This is a genomic window from Cellulophaga tyrosinoxydans (assembly GCF_900176415.1).
In the GTDB taxonomy this organism is placed as follows: Bacteria; Bacteroidota; Bacteroidia; order Flavobacteriales; family Flavobacteriaceae; genus Cellulophaga; species Cellulophaga tyrosinoxydans.
The window spans coordinates 284,389-308,088 of record NZ_FWXO01000001.1; the positions used below are offsets into that span (position 1 = coordinate 284,389).

General features: G+C 32.2%; 20 protein-coding genes. 7 read left to right on the forward strand and 13 right to left on the reverse strand.

Going from position 1 to position 23,700, the window contains the following annotated elements; all coding sequences use genetic code 11:
- Positions 1-71: 71 nt before the first annotated feature.
- The 3 genes from B8963_RS01330 to B8963_RS01340 all read right to left on the reverse strand — a co-directional run bounded on the left by B8963_RS01330 (position 72) and on the right by B8963_RS01340 (position 2,654).
- Positions 72-1,010 (reverse strand): hypothetical protein, encoded by a 939-nt coding sequence (locus B8963_RS01330; RefSeq protein ID WP_084059524.1) that lies wholly within the window; start codon positions 1,008-1,010, stop codon positions 72-74.
- 96 nt (positions 1,011-1,106) lie between these two features.
- Positions 1,107-1,250 carry a hypothetical protein gene (locus B8963_RS15905; RefSeq protein WP_159447264.1) on the reverse strand — a complete coding sequence of 48 codons (144 nt, stop codon included), beginning with the start codon at positions 1,248-1,250 and terminating at the stop codon, positions 1,107-1,109.
- Positions 1,251-1,337: 87 nt separating this feature from the next.
- Positions 1,338-2,654: a tyrosine-type recombinase/integrase gene (locus tag B8963_RS01340; protein WP_084059528.1), complete on the reverse strand. Its 1,317-nt coding sequence runs from the start codon at positions 2,652-2,654 to the stop codon at positions 1,338-1,340.
- Positions 2,655-3,289: 635 nt separating this feature from the next.
- On the opposite strand from B8963_RS01340, the gene rimK reads away from it, so the two are divergent.
- Together rimK and B8963_RS01350 are read left to right on the forward strand one after the other, a co-directional pair.
- A complete protein-coding gene (gene rimK, locus B8963_RS01345) occupies positions 3,290-4,165 on the forward strand; it encodes a 30S ribosomal protein S6--L-glutamate ligase (RefSeq protein ID WP_084059530.1) in 876 nt (291 codons plus the stop codon).
- Entirely contained in the window at positions 4,155-5,138 is a 984-nt protein-coding gene (locus tag B8963_RS01350) for a succinylglutamate desuccinylase/aspartoacylase family protein (RefSeq protein ID WP_084059532.1), read from the forward strand. The genes rimK and B8963_RS01350 overlap by 11 nt, the downstream gene beginning before the upstream one ends.
- A gap of 88 nt (positions 5,139-5,226) precedes the next feature.
- On the opposite strand, the gene B8963_RS01355 is transcribed toward B8963_RS01350, so the two are convergent.
- Both B8963_RS01355 and B8963_RS01360 read right to left on the reverse strand, forming a co-directional pair.
- Entirely contained in the window at positions 5,227-5,448 is a 222-nt protein-coding gene (locus tag B8963_RS01355) for a hypothetical protein (RefSeq protein ID WP_084059535.1), read from the reverse strand.
- A gap of 294 nt (positions 5,449-5,742) precedes the next feature.
- The gene (locus B8963_RS01360; protein ID WP_084059537.1) at positions 5,743-7,332 is read right to left on the reverse strand and encodes a S41 family peptidase; all 1,590 of its coding nucleotides are present in this window, start codon (positions 7,330-7,332) and stop codon (positions 5,743-5,745) included.
- Between the two features lie 138 nt (positions 7,333-7,470).
- On the opposite strand from B8963_RS01360, the gene B8963_RS01365 reads away from it, so the two are divergent.
- Entirely contained in the window at positions 7,471-8,106 is a 636-nt protein-coding gene (locus tag B8963_RS01365) for a SanA/YdcF family protein (protein ID WP_084059539.1), read from the forward strand.
- Between the two features lie 33 nt (positions 8,107-8,139).
- The gene (locus B8963_RS01370) at positions 8,140-9,393 is read left to right on the forward strand and encodes an NRAMP family divalent metal transporter (protein ID WP_084059542.1); all 1,254 of its coding nucleotides are present in this window, start codon (positions 8,140-8,142) and stop codon (positions 9,391-9,393) included.
- Here the strand turns inward: B8963_RS01370 and B8963_RS01375 are convergent.
- From B8963_RS01375 to B8963_RS01405, 7 genes are all read right to left on the reverse strand, one after another.
- On the reverse strand, positions 9,390-11,321 hold the full coding sequence (locus B8963_RS01375; RefSeq protein ID WP_084059544.1) for an OmpA family protein: 1,932 nt from the start codon (positions 11,319-11,321) through the stop codon (positions 9,390-9,392). The two genes, B8963_RS01370 and B8963_RS01375, sit on opposite strands and share 4 nt — an antisense overlap.
- An 8-nt stretch (positions 11,322-11,329) precedes the next feature.
- Positions 11,330-12,370, reverse strand: a complete 1,041-nt coding sequence (locus B8963_RS01380) for a PorP/SprF family type IX secretion system membrane protein (RefSeq protein WP_394334727.1) — start codon at positions 12,368-12,370, stop codon at positions 11,330-11,332.
- Entirely contained in the window at positions 12,327-15,203 is a 2,877-nt protein-coding gene (locus B8963_RS01385; RefSeq protein WP_084059546.1) for a T9SS type B sorting domain-containing protein, read from the reverse strand. Before B8963_RS01385 ends, B8963_RS01380 begins: the two co-directional genes overlap by 44 nt.
- 132 nt (positions 15,204-15,335) lie before the next feature.
- Entirely contained in the window at positions 15,336-16,220 is an 885-nt protein-coding gene (fabD, locus tag B8963_RS01390) for an ACP S-malonyltransferase (RefSeq protein WP_084059549.1), read from the reverse strand.
- 62 nt (positions 16,221-16,282) lie between these two features.
- The gene (locus B8963_RS01395) at positions 16,283-16,795 is read right to left on the reverse strand and encodes a gamma carbonic anhydrase family protein (protein ID WP_084059552.1); all 513 of its coding nucleotides are present in this window, start codon (positions 16,793-16,795) and stop codon (positions 16,283-16,285) included.
- Positions 16,796-16,825: 30 nt separating this feature from the next.
- Complete coding sequence (locus B8963_RS01400) at positions 16,826-17,557, reverse strand: LytR/AlgR family response regulator transcription factor (RefSeq protein ID WP_084059556.1); 732 nt, start codon at positions 17,555-17,557, stop codon at positions 16,826-16,828.
- Positions 17,558-17,579: 22 nt separating this feature from the next.
- A complete protein-coding gene (locus B8963_RS01405; protein WP_084059558.1) occupies positions 17,580-19,781 on the reverse strand; it encodes a histidine kinase in 2,202 nt (733 codons plus the stop codon).
- A gap of 208 nt (positions 19,782-19,989) precedes the next feature.
- Here B8963_RS01405 and B8963_RS01410 point away from each other — a divergent pair, with 208 nt between their 5' ends.
- Positions 19,990-21,186, forward strand: a complete 1,197-nt coding sequence (locus B8963_RS01410) for a vWA domain-containing protein (RefSeq protein WP_084059560.1) — start codon at positions 19,990-19,992, stop codon at positions 21,184-21,186.
- Between the two features lie 73 nt (positions 21,187-21,259).
- On the opposite strand, the gene B8963_RS01415 is transcribed toward B8963_RS01410, so the two are convergent.
- Positions 21,260-22,276, reverse strand: a complete 1,017-nt coding sequence (locus B8963_RS01415) for a PorP/SprF family type IX secretion system membrane protein (RefSeq protein ID WP_084059563.1) — start codon at positions 22,274-22,276, stop codon at positions 21,260-21,262.
- A gap of 126 nt (positions 22,277-22,402) precedes the next feature.
- On the opposite strand from B8963_RS01415, the gene B8963_RS01420 reads away from it, so the two are divergent.
- The gene (locus B8963_RS01420; RefSeq protein WP_084059566.1) at positions 22,403-23,305 is read left to right on the forward strand and encodes a NifU family protein; all 903 of its coding nucleotides are present in this window, start codon (positions 22,403-22,405) and stop codon (positions 23,303-23,305) included.
- Positions 23,306-23,376: 71 nt separating this feature from the next.
- Positions 23,377-23,577, forward strand: coding sequence for a dodecin family protein (locus B8963_RS01425; RefSeq protein ID WP_084059569.1), 201 nt, complete (start codon positions 23,377-23,379; stop codon positions 23,575-23,577).
- Positions 23,578-23,700: the final 123 nt, after the last annotated feature.

Below are 23,700 nucleotides of genomic sequence, written 5' to 3' on the forward strand. Positions count from 1 at the left end.
CAAATTTCAATAGATTTAACCCCCTATCATAAGAGGTTTTTACCTGATATTAGGTAATGGTTTAAATGGGTTCAGTTTGAAGGAAAAAAAATATTATTGAAATTATTTAGTCTCTGTTCTGATCTGGAATTTTTTAAACTTATCAACTGTTCTTTGCTAATTAATACTTCATAGTCTTTTTCCTTTATGTAATCATTTTTATGAAGCCATTTAATAAATTGTTTATGCCCAATTTTTTCTATTAAAGATTTGTTCAGCATCATGTTATACAAAAAACTATAATCTTTATAAGCATCTATTATATGTAAGGCTGTATATTTCAAAAAATTCTCTTTTGCACCAATAATTTTAAAAGGGTGAATATTTTCAGTCTGAATGCTTCTTGTTATATTTTGTTTTAGGTATGTTAAGTTTAATTTTTCTTTATCAAAAAATGAGGTTCCATTTTGGTAATCAATCCTTGCTAGTACGGAAATTAAATTTTCAATTTGATATATTTTTTCTTGGTAATTGTTCTTTCTATCCAATTGGTTTAAAAATGTATTTCTACTTTCGATTCCAATAAAATGTAATAGTTCGTCAGAATTAACAATAACAACCTTATCTTTTACTTCAAACTTAAATTCTGGAATATCTCTTTTAATAATGGATTTATAAGTCTTTATTAGTATTTCGTACTCCATCATTCCTGAATATACAATTGCCCTAATTTTTGTACAATCTTCTTTAGAATAAATAAGTTTGTACAATACATTTTCAATCAGATATTGAGTTGCTATTTTTTCTTTTTTCAACCAACCACCTGATTTATATAAATCAATAGTATTATTTAATTGAATATCATTTTTTATTTTACCTAAGTAGTGCGCAAACAAGTAGGGTTTGTAAAATGATGCTTGTTCATCACTTTCAAAAAATGTTTTATTATTTACTAAATTTTTTATAGAGTACTGTATAAATTCAGGAGGGTAATACTCGTAATCAATACTATTTAAATAATATTCTCTCATCAGGTTTGAACAATTTTATACGTTGCTTTTATAAAAATACAAAACCCTTTAAGATTTAATTAAAAGGGTTGGCGTTTTGTTGATCTTCTATATATTTTAATTATTAGTAGCAATGCCGGATTTTCTAAGAATTAATGCTAACTGATCATTTTCATACACCTCAGTATTTAGCGTTAATGAAAGTTTCAAAATTTCTAACTCTAATGAATATTCCTCAGGGTTCATTAGATTAGAATTCATTTTTAAAACTTTTAGTTTTTTGTATATCTGAAGCATATCATTGATCTCTGCGATATGGTTTTGCGGTTTGTTTTCCATAAAATATATTTATTGATTAATAACATTTTTTAATACAGTAAGTTGAGGTTCTTTTTTATCCTTTAATGCCTGCAACGTATAGAAGTCCGCAATCTGTTGTGCGTAGTCCAGTGTGTTTTTCCCGATGTAGTTAAGCAGCAAACGCTCCGAAGAATGTTGTGTTATTTGCATTATTAAAGGCGTTGGCAGTATTCCGTAAAGATTTGATGCAAATGACCTACGGCATACATGGGATGCCATTAATTCCCATTTCGGATAAACACCATCAATCTTTCTTTTTTTCTTGTTGCCTTGGCCCTTAACAGTAACTTGTATTTTGCTGCCCTTTATCATATCATTTAATTCTGCCTTTTTACAGATTACTTTGATATACTTATTAAATTTCTGAATTGATATTTTATAAGGCAATCCACTTGCAATAATTTCTTTTGTAGTTTCTAGTACTGGTATAGTTACATTTTTACCTGTTTTCTGTTGCTTTAATTCAATTACTTCTAATCCGTTACGTTTAACAAAATTTGTTTCATTTAATTGCAATAGGTCGCCCCCTCTTTGCCCCAAGTTACACCCTAACAAAAGCCATTTGCGGGCATTTTGGTGTGCTTCATTAATAAGTTCAGCCTTTTGTATTTTCTCGAGTTCTAAAGGCGTTAAATAGATAATATTTTCATTGTTCGGTTTACTGCTTTCTATTTTCTTATACTGGATATTTGCCTCAATACCGTTTAATTCAGCATCATTACAAACCGTTTTTAAATCGGCTAACTTTTTTAATGCTGTACTTTTTTGATACTTTTTAGTGTGAAGTAGATATTTTAGAAAATCCTTACCGAACTTTAAATTAACATCTTTAACCTTATATCGTTTTTCTTTTTGATATTCAATAAGAACATTCTTTAAAGAAATATAAGCATCTTTTCTGCTTTTAGATAAGCCTAAACCTCCTTTGGCATTTTTACGAGTTGCAACCTCATCTATAATGCTTTGAATGGCATCCGTCAAAAGTTCACTTAAATTTTCTTCATTTTTACGACTAAAGAAAACATCAATATTATGCTGTAACCAATCTTTACTTATTTCAACACCCTCACTACTGGCATCATTAAACTTTTTGAATATATAAATTTTTAAGTTTTGTAAATCGGTTGAAAGATTTTTGTTTGCACTAGTGGTTTGCTTTGGTAATCCAGTTGTCGAACTCCAATCTTTAGGATTAATAAAAAGCCCTGTTTTTGCTCGAGGGGTTAAATTTCTATTAACGGAAAGTCTTAAATAAATAGGCACATTTTCTGCTTTGCCTATTAATTGCAATTTTATTGTTGCCATGATTATGAATATTTGAACAAATCAAATATAGTCAATATATTAAATCTTGCCAACCGTTTGCCAACCAAATCACGATAATATTAGATAATTTTAAATAACATTAAATAAGCAATGAATTTTGAAATTCATCTAACGTATTGGTTTTATTAGAATAATTTAATATTTCATGTGCATTAGATACGATTATAAATAATTTAAACTTGACTAGGTTGTGTTCCCGCCTCGAGTACAAAAACCCTTGTTAATCTTATGATTTTCAAGGGTTTTTTGTTTTCTTCAATAAAATTTAACTATACTTTAGTTTAAACTTATTAAATGCACTGCGAAACTTCCTAATAAAGGTTTTTTTTTGTACCTTATCCAAGAGGGTTTAAAACCATTAACTTCATAATTTTTTCCCTCAAACTTCATTTAATAAAATCAAAAATTTGAGTACACAAAACATCTACAAGGCTATCATTATTAAAAAATTGGCTTTTATTATCAATTCCCAATTAATTGTATTCAAGTAAATAGTTACATATAGTTTACAAACACTTTATTTATGCACTTATCCACAAGTGTAAAATGATTTTCCATACTCGAAAATCATTAACCTCCTATTTAAAATAACAATAAATCAAATATATTCTAAAATGAAAATTGCAATATTATCCGCAAATCCAAACTTATATTCAACAAAAAGGCTTGTAGAAGCGGGCGAGAAAAAGGGGCATGAAATGTTGGTTATAAACCACACAAAATGCGATTTAGTTATTGAAAAAAAGAAACCAGGTATAATTTATAAAGGAGAAGAAATAACCAACGTAGATGCCGTGATTCCAAGAATAGGTGCATCTGTGACTTTCTATGGCACTGCTGTGGTAAGGCAATTTGAAATGATGAAAGTTTTTTCAGCCACAGAATCACAGGCTCTAGTTAGATCAAGAGATAAATTAAGAAGTTTACAAATATTATCTAGGGCCGGTTTGGGTTTACCAAAAACAGTATTCAGTAATTACTCTAAAGAAGTTAGTGGAATTATAGATAAAGTAGGTGGCGCACCATTAGTTATTAAATTACTTGAAGGCACCCAAGGCTTGGGTGTTGTTTTAGCTGATAATAGAAATTCTGCAGAATCTATTTTAGAGGCTTTTAATGGGCTACAAGCAAGGGTAATTGTGCAAGAGTTCATTAAAGAAGCAAAGGGCGCGGATATCAGGGCCTTTGTTGTAGATGGTGTAGTTGTTGGCGCTATGAAAAGGCAAGGTAAAGAAGGTGAGTTTAGATCTAATTTACATCGTGGCGGGACAGCCAATATTATTGAACTTACAGATGAAGAAGAAAACACAGCCATTAAGGCTGCTAAATCTTTAGGTTTAGGTATTGCTGGAGTAGATATGTTGCAATCTGCAAGAGGTCCGTTAATTTTAGAAGTGAATTCGTCTCCCGGACTTGAAGGTATTGAGAATGCCACCGGAACTGATATTGCTGGTCAAATTATAAAGTATTTAGAGAGAAATGTTGAGTAAAAAAGTAAAAATTCTAGGACAAGCTATATCACCTGGCGAAACACACCAATTATCTTTAGATATTGCCAAATTACATACTGGTTCAACTATTGAAGTTCCTGTTATTGTCTCAAGAAGCAAAGAACCTGGGCCAACCATATTATTCATTGGTGGTATTCACGGAAATGAAATAAACGGAGTGGAAATTGTCCGTAAATTAATTGCTGAAAAATACCATATTCCAAATGCAGGAATGGTTATTTGCATTCCGGTAGTGAATGTATTCGGATTCTTGAGTCAAACAAGAGAATTCCCAGACGGAAGAGATCTTAATCGGGTTTTTCCGGGCAGTATTAGAGGATCTTTGGCAAGTAGATTTGCCTACCATATTGTTAAAGAAATTGTACCTCACATAGACTATTGCATAGATTTTCATACAGGCGGAGATAGCAGATTTAATGCACCCCAAATACGTGTTGGCAAAAACGACACAGAAAGTTTAGAATTAGCAAAAACTTTTGGAACCCGATTTGTAATTAAATCTGCTAAAAGAGAAAAATCTTTCCGTGCAACCCTGTACAATTTAAATAAAAAAGTCCTATTGTTTGAGGGTGGAAAATCGTTAAACATAAATAATGATGTCACTAAAATTGGCATTGCAGGTGCTTTAAAAGTTATGCAGCAGCTAGGCATACGTAATTTCCAAAAAGAATTAGCACTTTTAAAAAACACCAATGACCATAGTTATTTAGTTAAAGGATCTGCTTGGGTAAGAGCAAAATATTCAGGACTTTTTCACCCGACAGTGCAACTAGGCCAATATGTTAAAAAAGGAGATGATATAGGCAGTTTATCAGATCCGTTCGGATTTTTTGAAAAAAAACAAAAATCTACCTACGCTGGTTATGTAATTTGTATTAATCAATCTCCCATTGTAAATCAGGGTGATGCCATAGTACATATTACAACAGATGCCGTAGAAATTCCGACATAAAACGCACCAGCAAATCAAGCATAACATAAAAAAACCTCTTTAGTATATTACTAAAGAGGTTTTAAATTTTATAAATTCTTAATTAGCGCTAAGCCGTTGGCTTACCTAATAAACGTTTTTCGATTTTACGTTTTTTAGCTGTTAAGCGTTTCATAACATCCATTATTTCTTCGCTTTTATCTTTCTTATATATTTCATTAAGTTCTAATATTAGCGCCTTAACTTCTCTAGAAGCTTCTACCCTATCACTAGTTGTCATTCCTGACATTTTTCGGCTTTCAAACTCTAATGCTCTTTCCATTGCATCCATAGCTGTATTCTTTTATAATTAATAAATTTTCTCTTTCTAAGCAACGTATCCAAATTTTGGAGGAAGCAAAAAACAAGATAAACAATTACATTTTAGCTACCAAACATATTTTAGTTCGGACTGTTAAGCAAATTTAAAAGTACTAAAATGTAAATTCTTATGAACAAAAGTATAAAACGTTTAGCATTATTGTACTTTTATTTAAACAAAAACGATATTTTAAAACTATGGATAAATAAAATTTTCTTATTAATTAGTATATTTTTATAAAAAATTCACAACAAAAACCACCTATTATTCTAATTTTTTCAATTGTGCTAATACCCATTCTAATTCAGGGTCTATACCCTTTAAGCGATCTACTTTTGTTGGTATAATCTCCTTATCTGGCTTTATACCATAACCATTTTCAGCTGTTTGGTAAGGCGCCTGAATTTGCATTAATCCAAAATTTAAAGCAACTTTAGTATTTGGTAATCGCAAATACTTATAACGCCCTGCTACTGTTCCATTATAATGACCTCCTGTTTCTTCTCCAACAAAAACTGCTCTTTTTGAGGCCTTTAAATTTGTAGATATAATTGAGGAAGCCGAAAATGAATTACCATTAATTAATACATAAATGTCTCCCTTAAAATTTAAAGGATTAGGCTTTCTATGCCGCTTAGAACTTGGAAGTTTATAATAAACCACTCCATTTTTTTTGCTTCCGAATAGCAGTTCTACTGGCACTATAATTGGTGATGCCAAAACTCCTAAAAAATTATACATAAACGGATTTCTACTTGATATGGTAGATTTTAAGAACGGTAGCCTTGTAGAAGTTTGTGCTTTTTCAATAAATTGATGCTCCTCCGAAACTAAATACGTGTACAAATAAGCTATTTCATCAAGTCGACCCCCTAAATTATCTCTTAAATCAATAATCAAATTTTCAGATTTAGACGAATCTATTTTAGCAAAAACCTCTTTATAAAACTTCTTATAATTACCATTACCAAAACCTCTAATCTTCATGTATGCAACCAAACTATCTGCACCTACAAACTTAAAATTTCGTGTATACTGGGTAGTTCCACTAATAAATCCATACTTTCTATTATTCTTTTTATTCAATTTAGCTTTTTTACGAGCTAATTGTTTTTCAGCCTTTGTCAACTGTGCTATGGTCGTATTTTTTAAAGAATCTACTTCCGTAGTTTTTTTATTTACTGAGTCCTTAGGTACTCTTAAAAATTTTCTAGTAAATACAGAATCCTGCTTTTTAAGAGTAAGCGAAATACTATCTAGATAGCCGCTATGTTTTGAATAAAATGCTAATAAATTAAGTGCTATAAATTTATCTTGAAACGTTTTATTGTACCCATCGGAAGAAAAAAGTTTTTTATATTTTTCAGTAATTTCAGTTATAGAATCATTATCAACCAGCAAAACTTCTGAACCAACCAAGGTACTATCTTTACCAAAGCTTTCTTTAATTATGACTGCATCAGCTACCTTTTCAAATTTTAATTTAGCAATATCAAATTGTTTTTTAGCATTACTTTTTCGTTCTTTTTTTGTAAATCTCTTACTTGGAGCGCCGATAGAAATGTGTCCCTGGCGCACTTCTGCCACAACAGGTGCTAATTTCAAATAAAAATCAGCACTAGTCATTGGTTCCTTAATGCTCTTTTTTAAACTATCAAATTTAAAATCTAAGGCTTCCTCTGATATAAATTGATATAATTTAGGATGCAGTTTTCTTAATTTATGATAAGCAACATCTACATCTTTTTGTAGCTCACTAACTTGATGAAGCTTCGCGATTTCAGCATTATGTTTTTTAACGCTAACACAGGAAGACAATAAAATTGCCCATACAAGGACTAAGAATTTATTCATAATATGATGCTATGAGATAGATAAGATTAAAATTGTTATTGAGCTAGTCAACAATATTTATGCCATGAAAATACTATTTTACAATAAACTTAAAGAAGCTATTAAGTTTTAATTATCTTTAATACTAAGTTTAATAGTATGCTGAAGAAAATTTTATATACCATTTTTGCCCTTATTCTACTATCTGTTATCACCATTTTTTCTTGTAATGCTATTATAAATAACGCTACAGAAGGCAAAACGTTTGACAAGTTCAATACCATACCAAAAAATAAAGTTGGTCTGGTTTTAGGAACAGCAAAAAAATTAACTTCTGGATCTCCTAATCCATATTACACGAATAGAATTTTGGCCACTATTGCCTTATTCAATGCGCAAAAAATTGAATTTATTTTAGTAAGTGGTGACAATGGCAGCATTTATTACAATGAACCAAAAGCCATTAAAAAGGATTTAATAAAGGGCGGAATTCCAGAAGATAAAATATTCTTAGATTATGCCGGTTTTAGAACATTCGATTCTATGATCCGAGCAAAATATGTCTTTGGATTGGATAGTGTCACTGTAATTTCTCAAGAATTTCATAACGATAGAGCAATTTACATTGCCCAAGAGAAGGGACTCAATGCTATAGGGTTTAACGCCAAAGATTTATCTGGCTCCAATGGTTTTAAAGTGCAACTTAGAGAGTATTTTGCTAGAGTAAAGGTATTTCTAGACCTTATAACCAATAAGCAGCCCAAATTCTATGGTGAAAAAATTGATATTAAATAACACTTTTTTCTTTATTTAACAACAAGTAAAAGCATGAATACGATCAAGAAACTTATTAAAAATCTTGGACCAGGGCTTTTGTTTGCAAGTATGGCTATAGGCACGTCTCATTTAGTATTATCTACAAAAGCAGGCGCACAATATGGCTGGATTATGGTCATTCCAATTCTATTGGCGAACATTTTTAAATATCCATTTTTTGAATTTGGTGTTCGGTATACTAACATTACCAATTTAACTTTAATAGAAGGTTATTTAAAAAGAGGGACGGCGTATTTATATTTCTATGCCTTCATAACTTTCATATCTACGTTTACCATATTAGCGGCACTGTATACCGTTACCGCAGGCTTATTTATTAATCTTTTTAAAATATTTGATTTTACATTAATTCAGGTTTCATTAGGCCTTTTTATCTTCATTAGTGGACTTCTAATTATTGGAAAATATAAGTTTCTAGAATTATCACTAAAAATGATCGTTACCATATTATTTGTAGCACTAATAGCCACAACAGCTTTAGTACTATTTAATGGACAAACAGCGCCTGTAACTAATTTTAAGGCTCCACCTATTTTTAACGATGCTGGAATTTTATTTTTAATCGGACTCATGGGTTGGATGCCTACAACGGTCGAAGCATCTAGTTGGGTAAGCCTCTGGAGTATCGAAAAATTTAAAATTTCATCTGAAAAGCCAACTCTTAAAGATGCACTTTTAGAGTTTAACGTAGGTTACATATTAACCGCAGTATTTGCTATTTTCTTTTTAATCATTGGTTGGATGACCTTATATGGAACCAATACCATTCTCAGCGACAGTGCAATTATTTTTGCTGATCAATTGGTTGGATTGTTCACAAGCAACATAGGTTCTTGGGCCTATATATTAATCGCCATTGCAGCCTTTGCAACAATGTTTAGTACCTGTATGACGGCTCACGATGCCATAGCAAGGGTCAGCGTAGACATTTTTACCTTAATACGACCGGATTTAAAAAAATCCACGGAAAAATATACCACCCCAATAATAATAGTTTTGTTAGCAGGCATTAATTTTACTGTCATTTCTGCCTTTGGGGCTAATATGGGGCAATTAGTAGCATTAGCTACTTTTGTATCTTTTATAGTTGCACCTTTAATTGGTTATATGAATTATAAAAATGTAACCAGTGATGATTTGCCTTTAGAATATAGGCCCAACAAACCCCTAAAAATATTAACCTATTCTGGGATTATTTTTTTAAGCCTTTTCTCCCTATATTATTTCTGGATTGTTCTTTTTTAATTTAGGGCATCAAGGTTCAATACCGAAATCAAAGACCTATCATTTTGGTTGTGTAGAAATTCTAAACAAAACACCCCGTTTTTACATTGGTTTACGAGCATACTCTCTCCATACCCTATAGCTTCATCAATATTATTTTGTGAAACACCTTTCTCCATTAAATAACGCTGTATGGCCTTAGCTCTATTTGTTGATAGCTCTAAGTTTTTAGAATCGCTACCACGACTGCTTGTATGGGATTCTATTTTCAGTTTAATTTCTGGAAAATTACCCACTATTGCCACCACATTATCAAGTACTGATTTAATGTCTGGAGTAAGCTGGCTTGACCCTGCATTGAAGTAAAATTTTCTAATTTTAAGAACCGTTTTACCCTCTTTTTCTTCAACCACATCTTGAATAAATGGCAATTCAATAGCCAATTTTTTCTTAGATAAAGCAGCTTCATCCTCGTTTCCGAATGTTTTAAAAAAAATACCATGTCCTTTTTTAGATGCTTTTATAGCGTATGACTTTCTGTAGGGAATTTCAAACTGAAAATTTCCATTTTCATCAGTATTAGTTTCCTTTAATACTTCCTCATTTTCATCTAAAAGAACAATCTTAGCATTCTCAATATTTATTCTACTTGCGCTGTTAGCAACAGTTCCTTTAATTGCAATCGTCTTTAATCCAGGTTTTTCAGAGACTTTATATCCATAAATATCATCTTTACCCTTACCACCTTCTCTGTTTGAAGAAAAATAGCCCGAAAAACCATTGGCATCATTTTTAATGATAAAACCAAAATCATCATAACTACTATTAATCCCTTCACCTAAATTTATAGGAATACTAAATGAATCATCCGATTCAATATTTGAAGTATATATATCCATTCCTCCTATACCATAAAATATATCTGAAGAAAAATACAGACTCCCTTGAAAAATAAAAGGGGCTATTTCATTACCAGGGGAATTTATTCTTGGTCCCAAGTTAACTGGAGCAGACATTATTTGCCCACTATTTGTATACACATAATAAATATCGGTACCACCATATCCTCCACTAAAATTTGCTGAAAAATATAATTTTCCTGTTGCTTCTTCGTAGAAAGGATAGTAGAATGATGTACTCAAATCACGCAGTAAGTACTCAAATCTTCCTTTATCATTTACTTTGCCAATCGCCAAGGTATTTTTACCATTAGAATCAAACAACAAGTCATCTCCATTTGCATTGGAAAGCATGTAAATAATATCGTCTAATTTTTCAGAATAAAAAGGAGTGGCTTTATGAAAACTAGAATTAGGTATTTTACTAAAAGATTTTGGAACCGTTACATCCCCATCTGGCTGAATAATTCCTGAATATATATCTAAATATGCTTCACCAGAAGGTTCATATATTTCTCTTTTACCCTTTGGTCTTCCACTAGTAAATAATATTTGATCTTTGTAAAAAGCAGGAGAAAAATCCGCTTGAGGGCTGTTTAAATAGCAGTTAAACACATAAAAATCTAAATGCCCATTCTGATTTTTTTCTAATAATTCAAAATTAAATTCTGCATTTTCTAACTGTTCTCGAGATAAGTAATTTTTAGAATTTTCCAAATAAGCCTTTACTTTATCAATACTATCTATGCGACTAATTGATTGCAGCATTTTATTAAAATAGGTACTTGACAGCGTTGAATCTTTTTCATAGCTATTCGAATAAATCTCTGCTGCTTTTTTATATGCTCCCGTTTTTAAATAGGAATCAGCTAAGTTTAAACTTTGCTGTGGTGTTAGCCTTTTTTTAATTGCCTCTTTGTTATACTCTTGTATAGCATTTTTATAAGCATACTCGAAAAAATAGTAATCTCCCTTGGAATCTTTTTGTCCAAATGAAAATATACTAAAGATTAGAAATAATGGAATAATATGTTTGAATTTCGTTTTCATGTTTCTATTTAAAAGAATCTTGGAGTATCTATTTGCTTTGGCTTCCCTTTTGTGTTACCACTTTTTGCATTTTTATCTTTAGTGCTACCACCTTTTCCTAAAAAGAATTTAAGGATTACTTCATGTGATCCATCATTATAGCCTGAAAAACCATTTGTACTGTAATCATAAGAATAGCCCAAAAAGGTACTATTAGATATTTGAATGCCCGCCATACCACTTACAGCATTATCAAACCTATATGAAGCTCCGAGGGTTACCACATCACTTATTAAAAAATTGGTAGAAATATTGGCATTCAGTGGCAAACCATCAAGATAATTTAAAAGAAATGCAGGCTTAAATTTTAAGCCATCTGAAATATTAAAAACATAACCTCCAATAAGATTAAATTGTGGCTTATCTTCAATAAAAACAGAGACTTCATCATTATAAACAACATCAGTTAAAAAATTAGGAACAGATAAACCTGTATACCAATTTTCACCATATAAAAATAATCCAGCACCAATGGTGGGATAAAAATTATTGAATGAATTTGTATTTAATAAAGGTTCATTAATAATTTCAAAACTACCTTTTGTATAATCAACATTTAATAAAGCACCACCTGCATCAACACCAAAAGATAATTTAGTATTGTCTGATACATTCACTTGAAAAGAGTAAGCAATATCAAAGTATGTTTGTGCAGATGGCCCTAATTGATCATGAATTATATTAAAACCCAAACCATTCTTTTCATTACTAAAAGGCAAATTTACCCCAAAACGCATGGTTGTTGGAGCACCATCTACCGAAATCCATTGTGCTCTATAAGCCCCTACTATTTCGGCATTTTCAACAGTACCAACGTAGGCAGGGTTAAAACTTCCAATATTATACATATATTGGGTATATTGGGGTTCTCGCTGCCCATAACATCTAATTAGTATACCAAAAAAGAATATACAAAAAAAGAGAGGAAGTTTATTCAAATTATTCATTGTACTTGTATCTACCATATTATCTAATAATTTGAATCCATCCTTTTGTGATTGGAGAACCATCACCTAAATCCAAGACATAATAATAAGTGCCTTTAGGTAGGTCACCATTTTTTCCTGAGCCATTCCAATTATTATCATATCTAACGGTTTTATAAACTTGGTTACCGTAACGGTCAAAAATTTCTAAAGTATTATTAGGATAATTAGTGATACAATTTATAATCAAATAATCATTGATTCCATCATTATTGGGTGAAAACTGATTAAACATGAACCCGCAGTCATCATTAGAGCGTTTTTGTACTTCTACCGTAATAGTCGCTACGTTATTTTGTGCGTTATTATCTCGAGGGAAACTAGCAACAACCTCAGCGGTATTTAAATAATCGCCTTCTGGTAAAACTTTAGCCCTGATTATAAGTGTGTTTACTTCTTCACCCTGAATTTCTTGAATTTGCCAAGAACCATTTGCAACATTATATTGCCCCGCAGTAACAGTATGTGATACATATTCAAATCCTCTTTCGGCAGTAAGTATTTCGTTAATTGAAATAGCAATTACACGATCCATACTTAAATTAGTAAGTGTTACGGTAAACTCAATAATATCATCAACTTTAGGACGCAGTATATCAACAGTTTTTGTAATTTCTAAATCTATTGGGTCTGGGGCACAATCGGGTGTTAAATTCGGATCACATGGGTCTAAATGATCTGTGCCATTTGCCATTTCATCACCATCACTAATACCATCTCCATCGGTATCACACATCCCAACTGTATTATCTGGTATACATGGATTAGAATTTGCTGGGTCAAGTTGATCCACAACACCGTCCATATCGGTATCCAAAACATTAGAATCTAAGGCGTCAATAATGCCATCAGCATCGGCATCAAGTGGATTGGCAATATCATCACCTACCTCTTCAGCATCTAAAATTCCATCGCCATCGGAGTCATTATTGTTTGGATTAGTTCCAATTGTAATTTCATCTTCATCACTTAAACCATCATTATCAGAATCTACAATACACGTACCTACCATTACTGTTATGGTAACTGATTTATCAGCACATGGCGCCACAGCCGTATTCGTTGTAAACGTAAAGGTGTAATTACCTGTTGGTGCATTTAAAAAATCTACAGTATTTGTAGCTGAAATTACCAATGCATTTGATGGATCTGAAGTTTTTACCCAAGTTCCCGAAACATTCTGTGTAAGTCCGGAATTTAAATTAAAAACGTTAGGGTATTCTCCATTGTTAATATTACATGCATTTAATGGCGTGGATACCGCTTGCACTACAGGTTCTTGATTTATAGTAGCCACAACAGCTTTCCTATCCGACGTACAACCAGCCAAAACTGCTTCAACATAATAAGTGGTAGTTGTGGTTAAATTTGGCGTAGTAAAAGTTGAAGAATTTTCTTGAACTGGTGTTGTGCCTGTTGCCGAGGCATACCAATTAATGGTACTCCCTGAAGTAGCTGTAGCACTTAAGGTCATAATTCCCTCAGAACACAACGCATTCTCAACAACATCAATTACCGGTTTTTGATTAATTATTATTGAAACAGACAAAACTGGACTAGCACAGTTATTAGCCTCATCTAAGAAAAATGCATAATAAGTACCCTCTTGTGTTACCACAGTATTACTTAAAAATACATTTGTTCTAGTGTAATCATTACTTCTACTCCATATTAATTTAGTTCCATTTGGTCCTCCATCACTAGAGTACTCCAATAAATCTTGGCTAAATGTAGCTCCTGCTTCAACACAGAAAATGGTTGGAATACCTTCATTAAGTTTAGGTGGGCTTGTACCTGCATCACACGGGGTACAGGCAGTTACAAAAACAGTAACTTCAATACTTTCTACTGGACAAGATGGCGCTCCTGCATAATTTGGAGTGTACGTGTAAATATAGGAACCCGCTGGTTGCCCATCATAGTTTACGCGGTTTCCACTTCCTATAACAGTAGTTTCTCCAGAAGGCGCTTCTATTAAACTCCACACTCCACCCGTTGTTTGGCCTATTAATGCGTCATCCAAATCATGAATGCCTCCTAATCCAAGGAAAGATTGATTACAAGCTTGATTATCACTACTAAGCGTTCCTAAAGAGGGAGCTGTATCAAAAGTAATAGTAGGCAAACTTGTTACTGGGGAAATACAAGCGGTGCCATTTTCAGTTCCGTAATAAAACCCATAAAAATTACCTCCACTTGTAATTATGGAAGAAGCTAAAAAAGAACTCGAGTCATTAGGATTAGGTGTTGCACTAGTACTCCATCTTAAAGTGGTACCCGACGGCGCTGCTTTAGTTACGAAACTTGATAAATCTACCTCTACACCAGAGCAATAGCGTGTTTGAATAATTGATTGTATTGCTGGTGCCGTTGGTCCTGCACTACAGCCATCATTATCTACAATTGTAATATTTGCATTACTACTTGAGTTACCTGCAACAGTAAAAGCTGCATTATCTGTACTTGCAAGCCTAATTTGAACGTTTTCATTTCCCTCAAATAAGTTATCATCTACTGGCACAACAGTTAATTGTACTGTTCTAGCACCATTACCTATAATAACGCTTCCACCTAAACTGGTATAATCTGTACCAGAAGTTGCTGTGCCGCTAAATAAATAATTGACCGTAACATTGCCGCCGGTATTATTTGTTGAGCCCAAATCTATAAGAAATATTCCAGTATCATTTGCGGGGGTTCCTTCAGTGGCAATAGCATCAGTCGCGGTTACAACAACGGTCGACTGGCTTACACCTAAAAGAGGTAGCAATAAAAACCACATAAAAAATAACACGCTATTTTCAGTAAAAATAGAAACCAAATTGGAAAAATTTTTATGCAGGTTATTGATTTTCATAGGATTGAAATTTAATGGATGCTTAAAGTTCACCTCAATATTACTTAATTTATTGGGTAAATAGCCAATTATAGGGCTAAAATGCGTCTTTAATCGGTGTAAAAATTAGCTCTAAAATTAGTCTATTTACTATTAAGCTAATTCAGCTGAAACAGCTTCTGCATTAGCATCAATTTTCTTTACTAAGCCTTGAAGAACTTTACCTGGACCAACTTCAGTAAATAAAGTGGCTCCATCTTTAATCATATTTTGGACACTTTGCGTCCATTTTACTGGAGCAGTTAGTTGGGAAATTAGATTTTTCTTAATCTCTTCAGGATTTACTACTCCTGTTGTTGTTACGTTTTGATAAATTGGACAAGAAGGAGTGCTAAACAAGGTATTTTCTATTGCAGAAGCTAACTCTTCTCTTGCCGGCTCCATTAATGGCGAGTGGAATGCACCACCAACTGGTAACACTAAAGCTCTTCTTGCACCCGCATCTTTTAACTGTTCACATGCAATATTAATTGCATCTATTTCTCCAGAAATCACTAATTGTCCGGGACAATTATAATTTGCAGGCACTACAATACCTGGTACATTAGCACATATTTTTTCTACAACATCATCAGCTAAAGCCAAAACTGCAGCCATTGTACTTGGCTTAATTTCGCAAGCTTTCTGCATTGCTAATGCTCTTTGAGACACTAATTTAAGTCCATCTTCAAAGTTCAAGGCTCCATTTGCTACGAGCGCAGAAAATTCTCCAAGAGAATGGCCTGCTACCATATCTGGTTTAAAAGCATCACCCATTACTTTACTCATAATTACAGAATGAAGAAAAATGGCAGGTTGTGTTACTTTAGTTTCTTTTAAAGCATCTGCAGTACCTTCAAACATAATATCGGTAATATTAAAACCTAAAATATCATTGGCTTGTTCAAATAATTGTTGGGCAATAGGATACTTTTCATAAAGATCTAAACCCATTCCTACAAATTGTGCTCCTTGACCTGGAAATATATATGCGTTCATCGTATTAAAATTCAATTAGTAACGGCAAAAATAGTGATAATATTTATTTTATCTGTATTGCATTATTCCTTAAACCAACCCGAGTACATTACATAACTTTCTGCTATTCTGTCTATCTCTCCTGCACTTAATTCTGGACTAATATCTTTAATCTTTTTCGCAGGCATTCCTGCAAAAATAGTGCCAGAAGGAACATGTGTGCCTTTTGTCACTACAGCTCCTGCCGCAATTATACTATTACTCTCCACAATGCAATCGTCCATAACAATACTCCCCATTCCTATTAATACGTTATCATGAATAGTGCATCCATGGACTATTGCATTATGACCTATAGAAACGTTATTTCCGATGGTAGTTGGCGATTTTTTATACGTTGCATGAATAACCGCACCATCTTGAACATTTACTTTATTACCCATTTTTATAAAATGCACATCACCTCTTAAAACCGCATTATACCAAACACTACATTGACTTCCCATGGTAACCTCTCCAACTATCACTGCATTTTCTGCAATAAAACAATCATCTCCTATAATTGGCGTTTTGCCATTTATTGTTTTTGTAATCATAGAATTCTTAATTATTATGAACTAAATATTTTACTCAAAAAATGCTAATAGTGTTGACTTTTTAGAAGAAGACACTAACAATTCTTTACCGTTAGAAACTATTACACTTCCTCCTTTACCCTTTACATACTTTACAACTTCATTTACATTTACTAAATAGGATTTATGTATACGAGCAAACGCAAAATCTACCAACGCATCTTCAAAATACTTCAGGGTTTTACTCACTACTATTTTTTTCTTTTCTAAATAAATTTCGGTGTAATTATCATCAGCTTTACAATAGATAATATCAGAAACATTTAACACCTGAAAACCATCTTGCTGCGGAATGGTTATTTTACCATCAACACTTTTTAATTTAGGTTTTAGTATACGATCTTCTAAAGCATCTTCCTTTTGCCTAATTTCCAAAACATAATCTACCGCTTTTATTAGCTCATCTATACTAATGGGTTTCATTAAATAATAGGCCGCATGATTGTTTAAAGCATCCATGGCATATTGATTATATGCTGTAACAAATACGGTTTCAAAAGTACGATCTAGTACTTGGTCTAATAAATCAAAAGCATTACCAAAAGGCATTTCTACATCAAGAAAAACTAAATCTAATTTATTGGTTTGAATTAAAGCTAGTCCTTCTTTTATGGTTGCCGCCTCTCCAATTAAATTTACAGCTGGACAATACTTTTTTAAATAATTCCGAAGTATCTCTCTACTATTAGCCTCATCTTCAACTAAAATTGCATTTAATTTCATTAGTGTGTTATTTAAATGGAAATTATTGGTCTTTTTTTAAATTAAAAACAACTTTAGTACCCGTACCATCTTCATCATTATCGGTAATACAAATTGCCAATTTATCTTTATACATATCGTTTAAAATATCAATTCTTTTCTTGATATTTCCCATTCCTTTTGACTTCTGCTTTTTTTGATTGCTTGTTTTTAATGCTGCAGATTTTTTTCTTCCAACACCATTATCTGCTATGCTAATTTCGATAGAATTTTTATTGATTTCTTTAATATCAATTTTCAAAAATCCTTTTTCATCTTTATATCGCAATCCATGCCAAATAGCATTTTCTATATATGGCTGCAACAGCATAGGTGGAATTTGATACGCGTCAACATCAATATGCTCGTCTAGCGTTATTTCATAATCAAATTTCTCAGGAAATCTAGAATGCTCTAATTTGGTATAGAGCTCCAATAGTTCTAACTCCTTTGTTAACGGAATAAAATCTTCTTCAGAATTTTCTAAAACGGCACGCATTAAGGTTGAAAATTCTGTTAAATATCGGTTTGCACTCCTTTCATCACTTTTTGCAATAAAATTATTGACTGAATTTAAGGCATTAAAAATAAAATGCGGATTCATTTGAGAACGTAATGATTTGAGTGCCAATAAATTATTAGCCAATTTCTGCTGCTTATTACTACGATAGAAGAAATATGCAGTTAAGCCTAATAATAGCATTCCAAAAATTAAGGAATAAATAAGCCACTTTTGGCGATCTACTAATTGCTCACTTGTCAAAGCCAAATCAAACTTACTTTGATACAATTCTCGCTCTTTTTCTAAACCTGCTATTCTACTTTGTTTTAAAGCAATTTCCCTATTAAATCTAGCCGCTTGCGATAATTCTTGCTCTTTACGAACATATAATGTATCTACGACTGCAACATACTTTTGATAGGTTTCAAAAGCTTTAGTAAAATCACCTTGATACTCATAGACTTCCGATAGTTTGCGTGTAGCATCTTTCTGAACTAATAAATCATTATCATCGCCAGCTTCTTTAATACTTTCTTCTAAAAATGGAATAGCCTCAGCATACTTTTCTTGAGACAATAGCGCATTTCCAATTTTATATTTTATACGCTGTGTAGAAATAGAATCTGAGGTGATGGTCTGATTTGTAGATTTTGGAACGCGACTTGTATTCTGACTTAATTCTTGAAAATCTTTTAAACTCTTTTTGCGTAGCGATATTTCTTTATCGTATTCATTATTTCTATTATAAAAATCAGCAACTTTCTCTTTTTCTTGAACTGCCCTTTGAGGCGTTTCCTTTTTAGATAATTCCAATGAATTATCGTAATACGCCTTAGCCTCTTCAACCTTATTTATTGAAGCAAATACATCTGCTATTTTAGAGTTAAGATCGGTTATTTTAGATTTAATAGAATTTTTTTGAGCTATTGAAAGACCTTGATTGTAATTTTCTATTGATTTAGTTGTATTGTTTAAACCTATATAAACATCGCCTAAGCCTTCATAAACTTGTGTTTTTTCGTAAGCCGAAATTCCAGATTTCTTTTGAATGGATAGGAAAATAGTCTCTGCGTTTTTGTACGATTTATTTAGCAGATAACTTTTCCCTAAAAGCAATTCTGTCTTCGTAGATTTCTCAGATAACAAGGCTTCTTTATAGCTGCTAATAGCTAAATCATATTGTTTGTAGTATTGGTAAATTTCTCCTAAAACAGTGTATGAATTGGCTATTTCTGTTTTGTTACCATTTCTTCCTAATTGAGAAATTGCCTTGGTAACAAAATCTATACTTTTCTTAAAATCTGTTTTTTTATAATATATCGCCGAATCTAAATACGATTGCGATTGCACGCTACTCCTTTTCGAATTTGATTTAGAATTAGTGTTATAAAAAGGTTCATAACCTTCTACCAAAACATCTACATCTTCAGAACTTTTTACGCGATGACTTACCGTTTGGAATTCAACACTTTCAAACTGAATAAGATCTCCTATAATTGCTTTTATTTTAAATTCACCAAGTCCATTAGTCACGGTATAGCCGCCACTGGTGGTCGTAACCGTTACTCCAGATATAGCCTCTCTATTCTCTTTGCCTTTAACTGTTCCTTTTATATCAAAACTATACTCCGATTGTATGCCTTGTGAAAAGCTCACAAAACACGACAGAAAGAAAATTAATAAAATGCCTTGGTATTTACGCATAACCCCTTAAATAGATGATAAACTTAATTGATTTTAATGGCATTAAAAAATGAATAATTTGCTAGAATAGCTTTAAACGCTTCTATTTTTCCTCTTTTACACATTCAATCGTCAAGTTCACTCATTCAAAAGACCTGTTTACTCAAAATCGATTTTTTAAAAGATACTTTAGGCCTAGTTTTAGACCAGAATTTAAAACAAAGTAATTATGAAAAATATTAAAAAAGCAATAGGACTAAGTTTATTCGCACTATCATTTGGAACCATGTATGGTTGTGCTTTCGAGAATAAAAAAGAAACACTAATTACACAAGTTTCTATTACTCCACCACATAAACATGTGAGCAATACCGTAAAAATTGCACTTTTATTAGATACTAGTAATAGCATGGATGGATTAATAGACCAAGCAAAATCGCAATTATGGGATATTGTAAATAAATTCGCTTACGTAAAGGCTCGCTGTGGTAATGATCCGAACCCAGATTACATACGTCCAAATTTAGAAATAGCGCTATACCAGTACGGCAATGATCAGCTTTCGTCCAACGAAGGGTATATTCAGCAAGTTTTAGGTTTTAGTGGGGATCTAGATGAAATATCAGAAAAATTATTTTCCTTAAAAACCAATGGTGGAGAAGAATATTGCGGTACCGTTATACAAACATCATTAAACCAACTAGATTGGGGTAAAAATCCAGATCATCTTAAAATGATATTTATTGCAGGCAATGAACCTTTTACTCAAGGAAAAATTAATTATAAAGATGCGGTTACCAATGCTAAAGAGAAGAATATTATCGTCAATACCATTTTCTGTGGTAATTATGAGCAAGGAGTCTCAACTGAATGGAAAAATGGGGCAGTTTTAACAGGTGGAGATTATATTGCTATTGACCACAATAAACATGTAGTGCATATTGACACACCTTATGATGCAAAAATTGTACAGTTAAATTCTAAACTAAACACAACATATGTGTCGTATGGAACGCTTGGAAAAGCAAAATTAGAAAAGCAATATTTACAAGACTCTAATGCAATGGAAGTAGAAGAAGCTGTAGCTGTAAAGAGAGCCGTAAGCAAAAGCTCTAGACTATATAATAATCCAACTTGGGATTTAGTAGATGCATCTGATGACAAAGATTTTGATGTAAAGAAAATTGACAAAGAGCAACTACCCGAAGTACTTAAAAACAAGACTGATAAAGAGATTGAAACCTATATCGAAGCTAAGAAGAACGAAAGAAAAAAAATACAATCAGAAATTATAGAATTAAATAAGCAAAGAGATTCTTTTATTGCCAAAAACCAGAAAGAAAATGCCACTGGCGACCTGGAAAGTGCCATGTTGAATGCTATTAAAAAACAAGCAGAAAAGAAAAATTACAAATGGGATGAATAAGTAACATAGTTGAAAACGAAAAAAACCCTGTGATAGCTATCACAGGGTTTTCTTTGAAATGTTTATCGTCTTTTTAATAATTTACAGCAGGACAATTACAATCATAACGCTTTTCCGATTGTAAAAAGTCATACCCTATCGTAATTTGATGAAATCCTCCATTATCAAAACGAATATCTCCCATTTGATAAGAGTAGTTATAAGACACCATAAAGTTCTTATAATTAACCCCCACAATTGGCGTAATTAATTGTAATCTTTGTTCTCCGAAAGAGTTATTTGTGGCATATTGTGCGCCATCAAAACTTCTTCTATACGATATTCCTCCCCATACTTTCCCAAAATCTACATCTCTGTACACTTTAGCGTTGAAATCCATAGCTTTTTCTTGCGTAAAATCTGTCATTTGAAATAATACAGATGGTTCTAATTGCCAATCTCCACGTCCAAAAACATAACCTACAGAAAATAAATATCTTCTTAAATTATCAACTTCTAATTGGTTTGGGTTGTCTGTTCTATCTTTATAATACAAACTTCTTTTACTACTCATCATGTTTAAAATAGCTGCATGAGCATAGAATTCTAAGAAATTATAAGACATCCCTAAATCTACATTAAAGTAGGAAGCGCTAATTTTTGAACCAACAATGGAAGGATCTGGTGTAACTGATCTAAATTCAGTCTCATCTAAGCTACTTTGTAACATAGTACCACTTAATCCAAATGAAAGTTGATTTAGACTACGGATATCTTCTCCAAAACGTAAATGATGCGCATACGTTAATTTTACTCCTGTTTGCGAATGGTAGCCATTAGCATCATTAAAAATAATAGCCCCAATTCCACTTTTTTCTCCAGCTCTAAAGTGGGCATTGAGTGTTTGCATATTTGGAGCTTCGTCTACACTAAACCATTGCTTTCTTGCAGTAAGTCTTACTTTTCCTCCTTCTCCAATACCGGCCATAGACGGGTAAACTAAATAATAATTATCCGCTAAATAATCAAAATAAACAGGTATACCTTCTTGTGCCCAAGACTTTATTGTAAATACAAGGATTAGTAGTAAAGAAAAGTAAATCTTTTTCATTTCTAAGATTTAAGAGTGATAGCGTTCTAGATTTTTCCAAATATAAAGTATAACGGCATAAATCCAACATTATTATATATAGTAATAGTGGCAATAACTTTGTATTTTTGCTGAAAAATTATTCAGATGAAGGAGTTTACCATAACAATAGTAGAAACAAATAATCCTGCCATATTAAAATTTGATACCAATCACTTTATAACACAGAGCACTAATTACGAATATAAAGATATAGATGAGGCTAAAAATTCTCCTTTAGCGCAGCAATTATTTTACTTACCATTTGTAAAAACGGTATATATTTCTGCAAATTTTATTGCTTTAGAGCGTTATAGTATAGTAGAATGGAATGATGTAAAAGATGAAGTAGCGCAACAACTCGTGGAATACCTAAACAGCGGAGAACCAGTTGTGTATGAAAATAAAGATCCCAAAAAAATCCCAGCAACAGTATACGCAGAAAGTACTCCCAATCCAGCAGTTATGAAGTTTGTATCTAACAAAACTATTGTACCAACAGCGTTTGAGTTTAAAAATATTGATGAAGCTAAAGACTCTGGATTAGCTAAAAAATTATTCCATTTACCTTTTGTAAAAGAAGTGTTTTTTGATGAAAATTATGTTTCTGTAACAAAATATGATGTTGCCGATTGGAACGAAGTTACTTATGATATTCGTGAACTTATTAGAAATTTTATTGCCGATGGTCATGAAGTAGTTAGTTCTGAAAGCGTTGTGAAAAAGAAAGCTGAAGCACCAAAAACGCAATTAGAAAACACCAATTTAGATGATACCTCGAAAAAAATCATAGACATTTTAGAAGAATATGTAAAACCTGCCGTTGCTAGCGACGGTGGTAATATACTTTTTAAGTCTTATGATAAAGAAAGTAAAACGGTAAATGTCATTTTACAAGGTGCTTGTAGCGGATGTCCTTCTTCTACCTTTACTTTAAAAAACGGTATTGAAAACATGTTAAAAAACATGATGGGCGACCAAGTACAAAATGTAGTTGCCTTAAATGGTTAATTTATTGCTTAGCATTCTTTGAACGATTATTATTTTCTTAAATTTATAGAAACACAAAATAAATAATCATTATGGCAATTTTAAAAGTAATTGAAGTATTAGCAAATTCTAACAAAGGTTGGGAAGATGCAGCAAAAAATGCAGTAGCTCAAGCAGCTAAAAGCGTAAAAAACATTAGATCGGTTTATATTAATGAACAAAGTGCTACCGTTGATGATGGTAAAATTGTTGACTATCGTGTAAACGTAAAAATTACTTTTGAAGTAAAATAATACGATCGCGAAACGTTCTAAAAAGCGCATTATTGCGCTTTTTTTTATGCCTAAAAATTACAGCTGTTGCTCTATAAAAATTACTATTGCCGTAATCCATTTCTAAAGTAGGAATTAAAAAAA

Bases quoted from the DNA above. Each gene is read 5' to 3' on its own strand.
- B8963_RS01330 (WP_084059524.1), bottom strand. From the start codon at position 1,010: ATGAGAGAATATTATTTAAATAGTATTGATTACGAGTATTACCCTCCT.
- B8963_RS15905 (WP_159447264.1), bottom strand. From the start codon at position 1,250: ATGAATTCTAATCTAATGAACCCTGAGGAATATTCATTAGAGTTAGAA.
- B8963_RS01340 (WP_084059528.1), bottom strand. From the start codon at position 2,654: ATGGCAACAATAAAATTGCAATTAATAGGCAAAGCAGAAAATGTGCCT.
- rimK (WP_084059530.1), top strand. From the start codon at position 3,290: ATGAAAATTGCAATATTATCCGCAAATCCAAACTTATATTCAACAAAA.
- B8963_RS01350 (WP_084059532.1), top strand. From the start codon at position 4,155: ATGTTGAGTAAAAAAGTAAAAATTCTAGGACAAGCTATATCACCTGGC.
- B8963_RS01355 (WP_084059535.1), bottom strand. From the start codon at position 5,448: ATGGATGCAATGGAAAGAGCATTAGAGTTTGAAAGCCGAAAAATGTCA.
- B8963_RS01360 (WP_084059537.1), bottom strand. From the start codon at position 7,332: ATGAATAAATTCTTAGTCCTTGTATGGGCAATTTTATTGTCTTCCTGT.
- B8963_RS01365 (WP_084059539.1), top strand. From the start codon at position 7,471: ATGCTGAAGAAAATTTTATATACCATTTTTGCCCTTATTCTACTATCT.
- B8963_RS01370 (WP_084059542.1), top strand. From the start codon at position 8,140: ATGAATACGATCAAGAAACTTATTAAAAATCTTGGACCAGGGCTTTTG.
- B8963_RS01375 (WP_084059544.1), bottom strand. From the start codon at position 11,321: ATGAAAACGAAATTCAAACATATTATTCCATTATTTCTAATCTTTAGT.
- B8963_RS01380 (WP_394334727.1), bottom strand. From the start codon at position 12,370: ATGGTTCTCCAATCACAAAAGGATGGATTCAAATTATTAGATAATATG.
- B8963_RS01385 (WP_084059546.1), bottom strand. From the start codon at position 15,203: ATGAAAATCAATAACCTGCATAAAAATTTTTCCAATTTGGTTTCTATT.
- fabD (WP_084059549.1), bottom strand. From the start codon at position 16,220: ATGAACGCATATATATTTCCAGGTCAAGGAGCACAATTTGTAGGAATG.
- B8963_RS01395 (WP_084059552.1), bottom strand. From the start codon at position 16,795: ATGATTACAAAAACAATAAATGGCAAAACGCCAATTATAGGAGATGAT.
- B8963_RS01400 (WP_084059556.1), bottom strand. From the start codon at position 17,557: ATGAAATTAAATGCAATTTTAGTTGAAGATGAGGCTAATAGTAGAGAG.
- B8963_RS01405 (WP_084059558.1), bottom strand. From the start codon at position 19,781: ATGCGTAAATACCAAGGCATTTTATTAATTTTCTTTCTGTCGTGTTTT.
- B8963_RS01410 (WP_084059560.1), top strand. From the start codon at position 19,990: ATGAAAAATATTAAAAAAGCAATAGGACTAAGTTTATTCGCACTATCA.
- B8963_RS01415 (WP_084059563.1), bottom strand. From the start codon at position 22,276: ATGAAAAAGATTTACTTTTCTTTACTACTAATCCTTGTATTTACAATA.
- B8963_RS01420 (WP_084059566.1), top strand. From the start codon at position 22,403: ATGAAGGAGTTTACCATAACAATAGTAGAAACAAATAATCCTGCCATA.
- B8963_RS01425 (WP_084059569.1), top strand. From the start codon at position 23,377: ATGGCAATTTTAAAAGTAATTGAAGTATTAGCAAATTCTAACAAAGGT.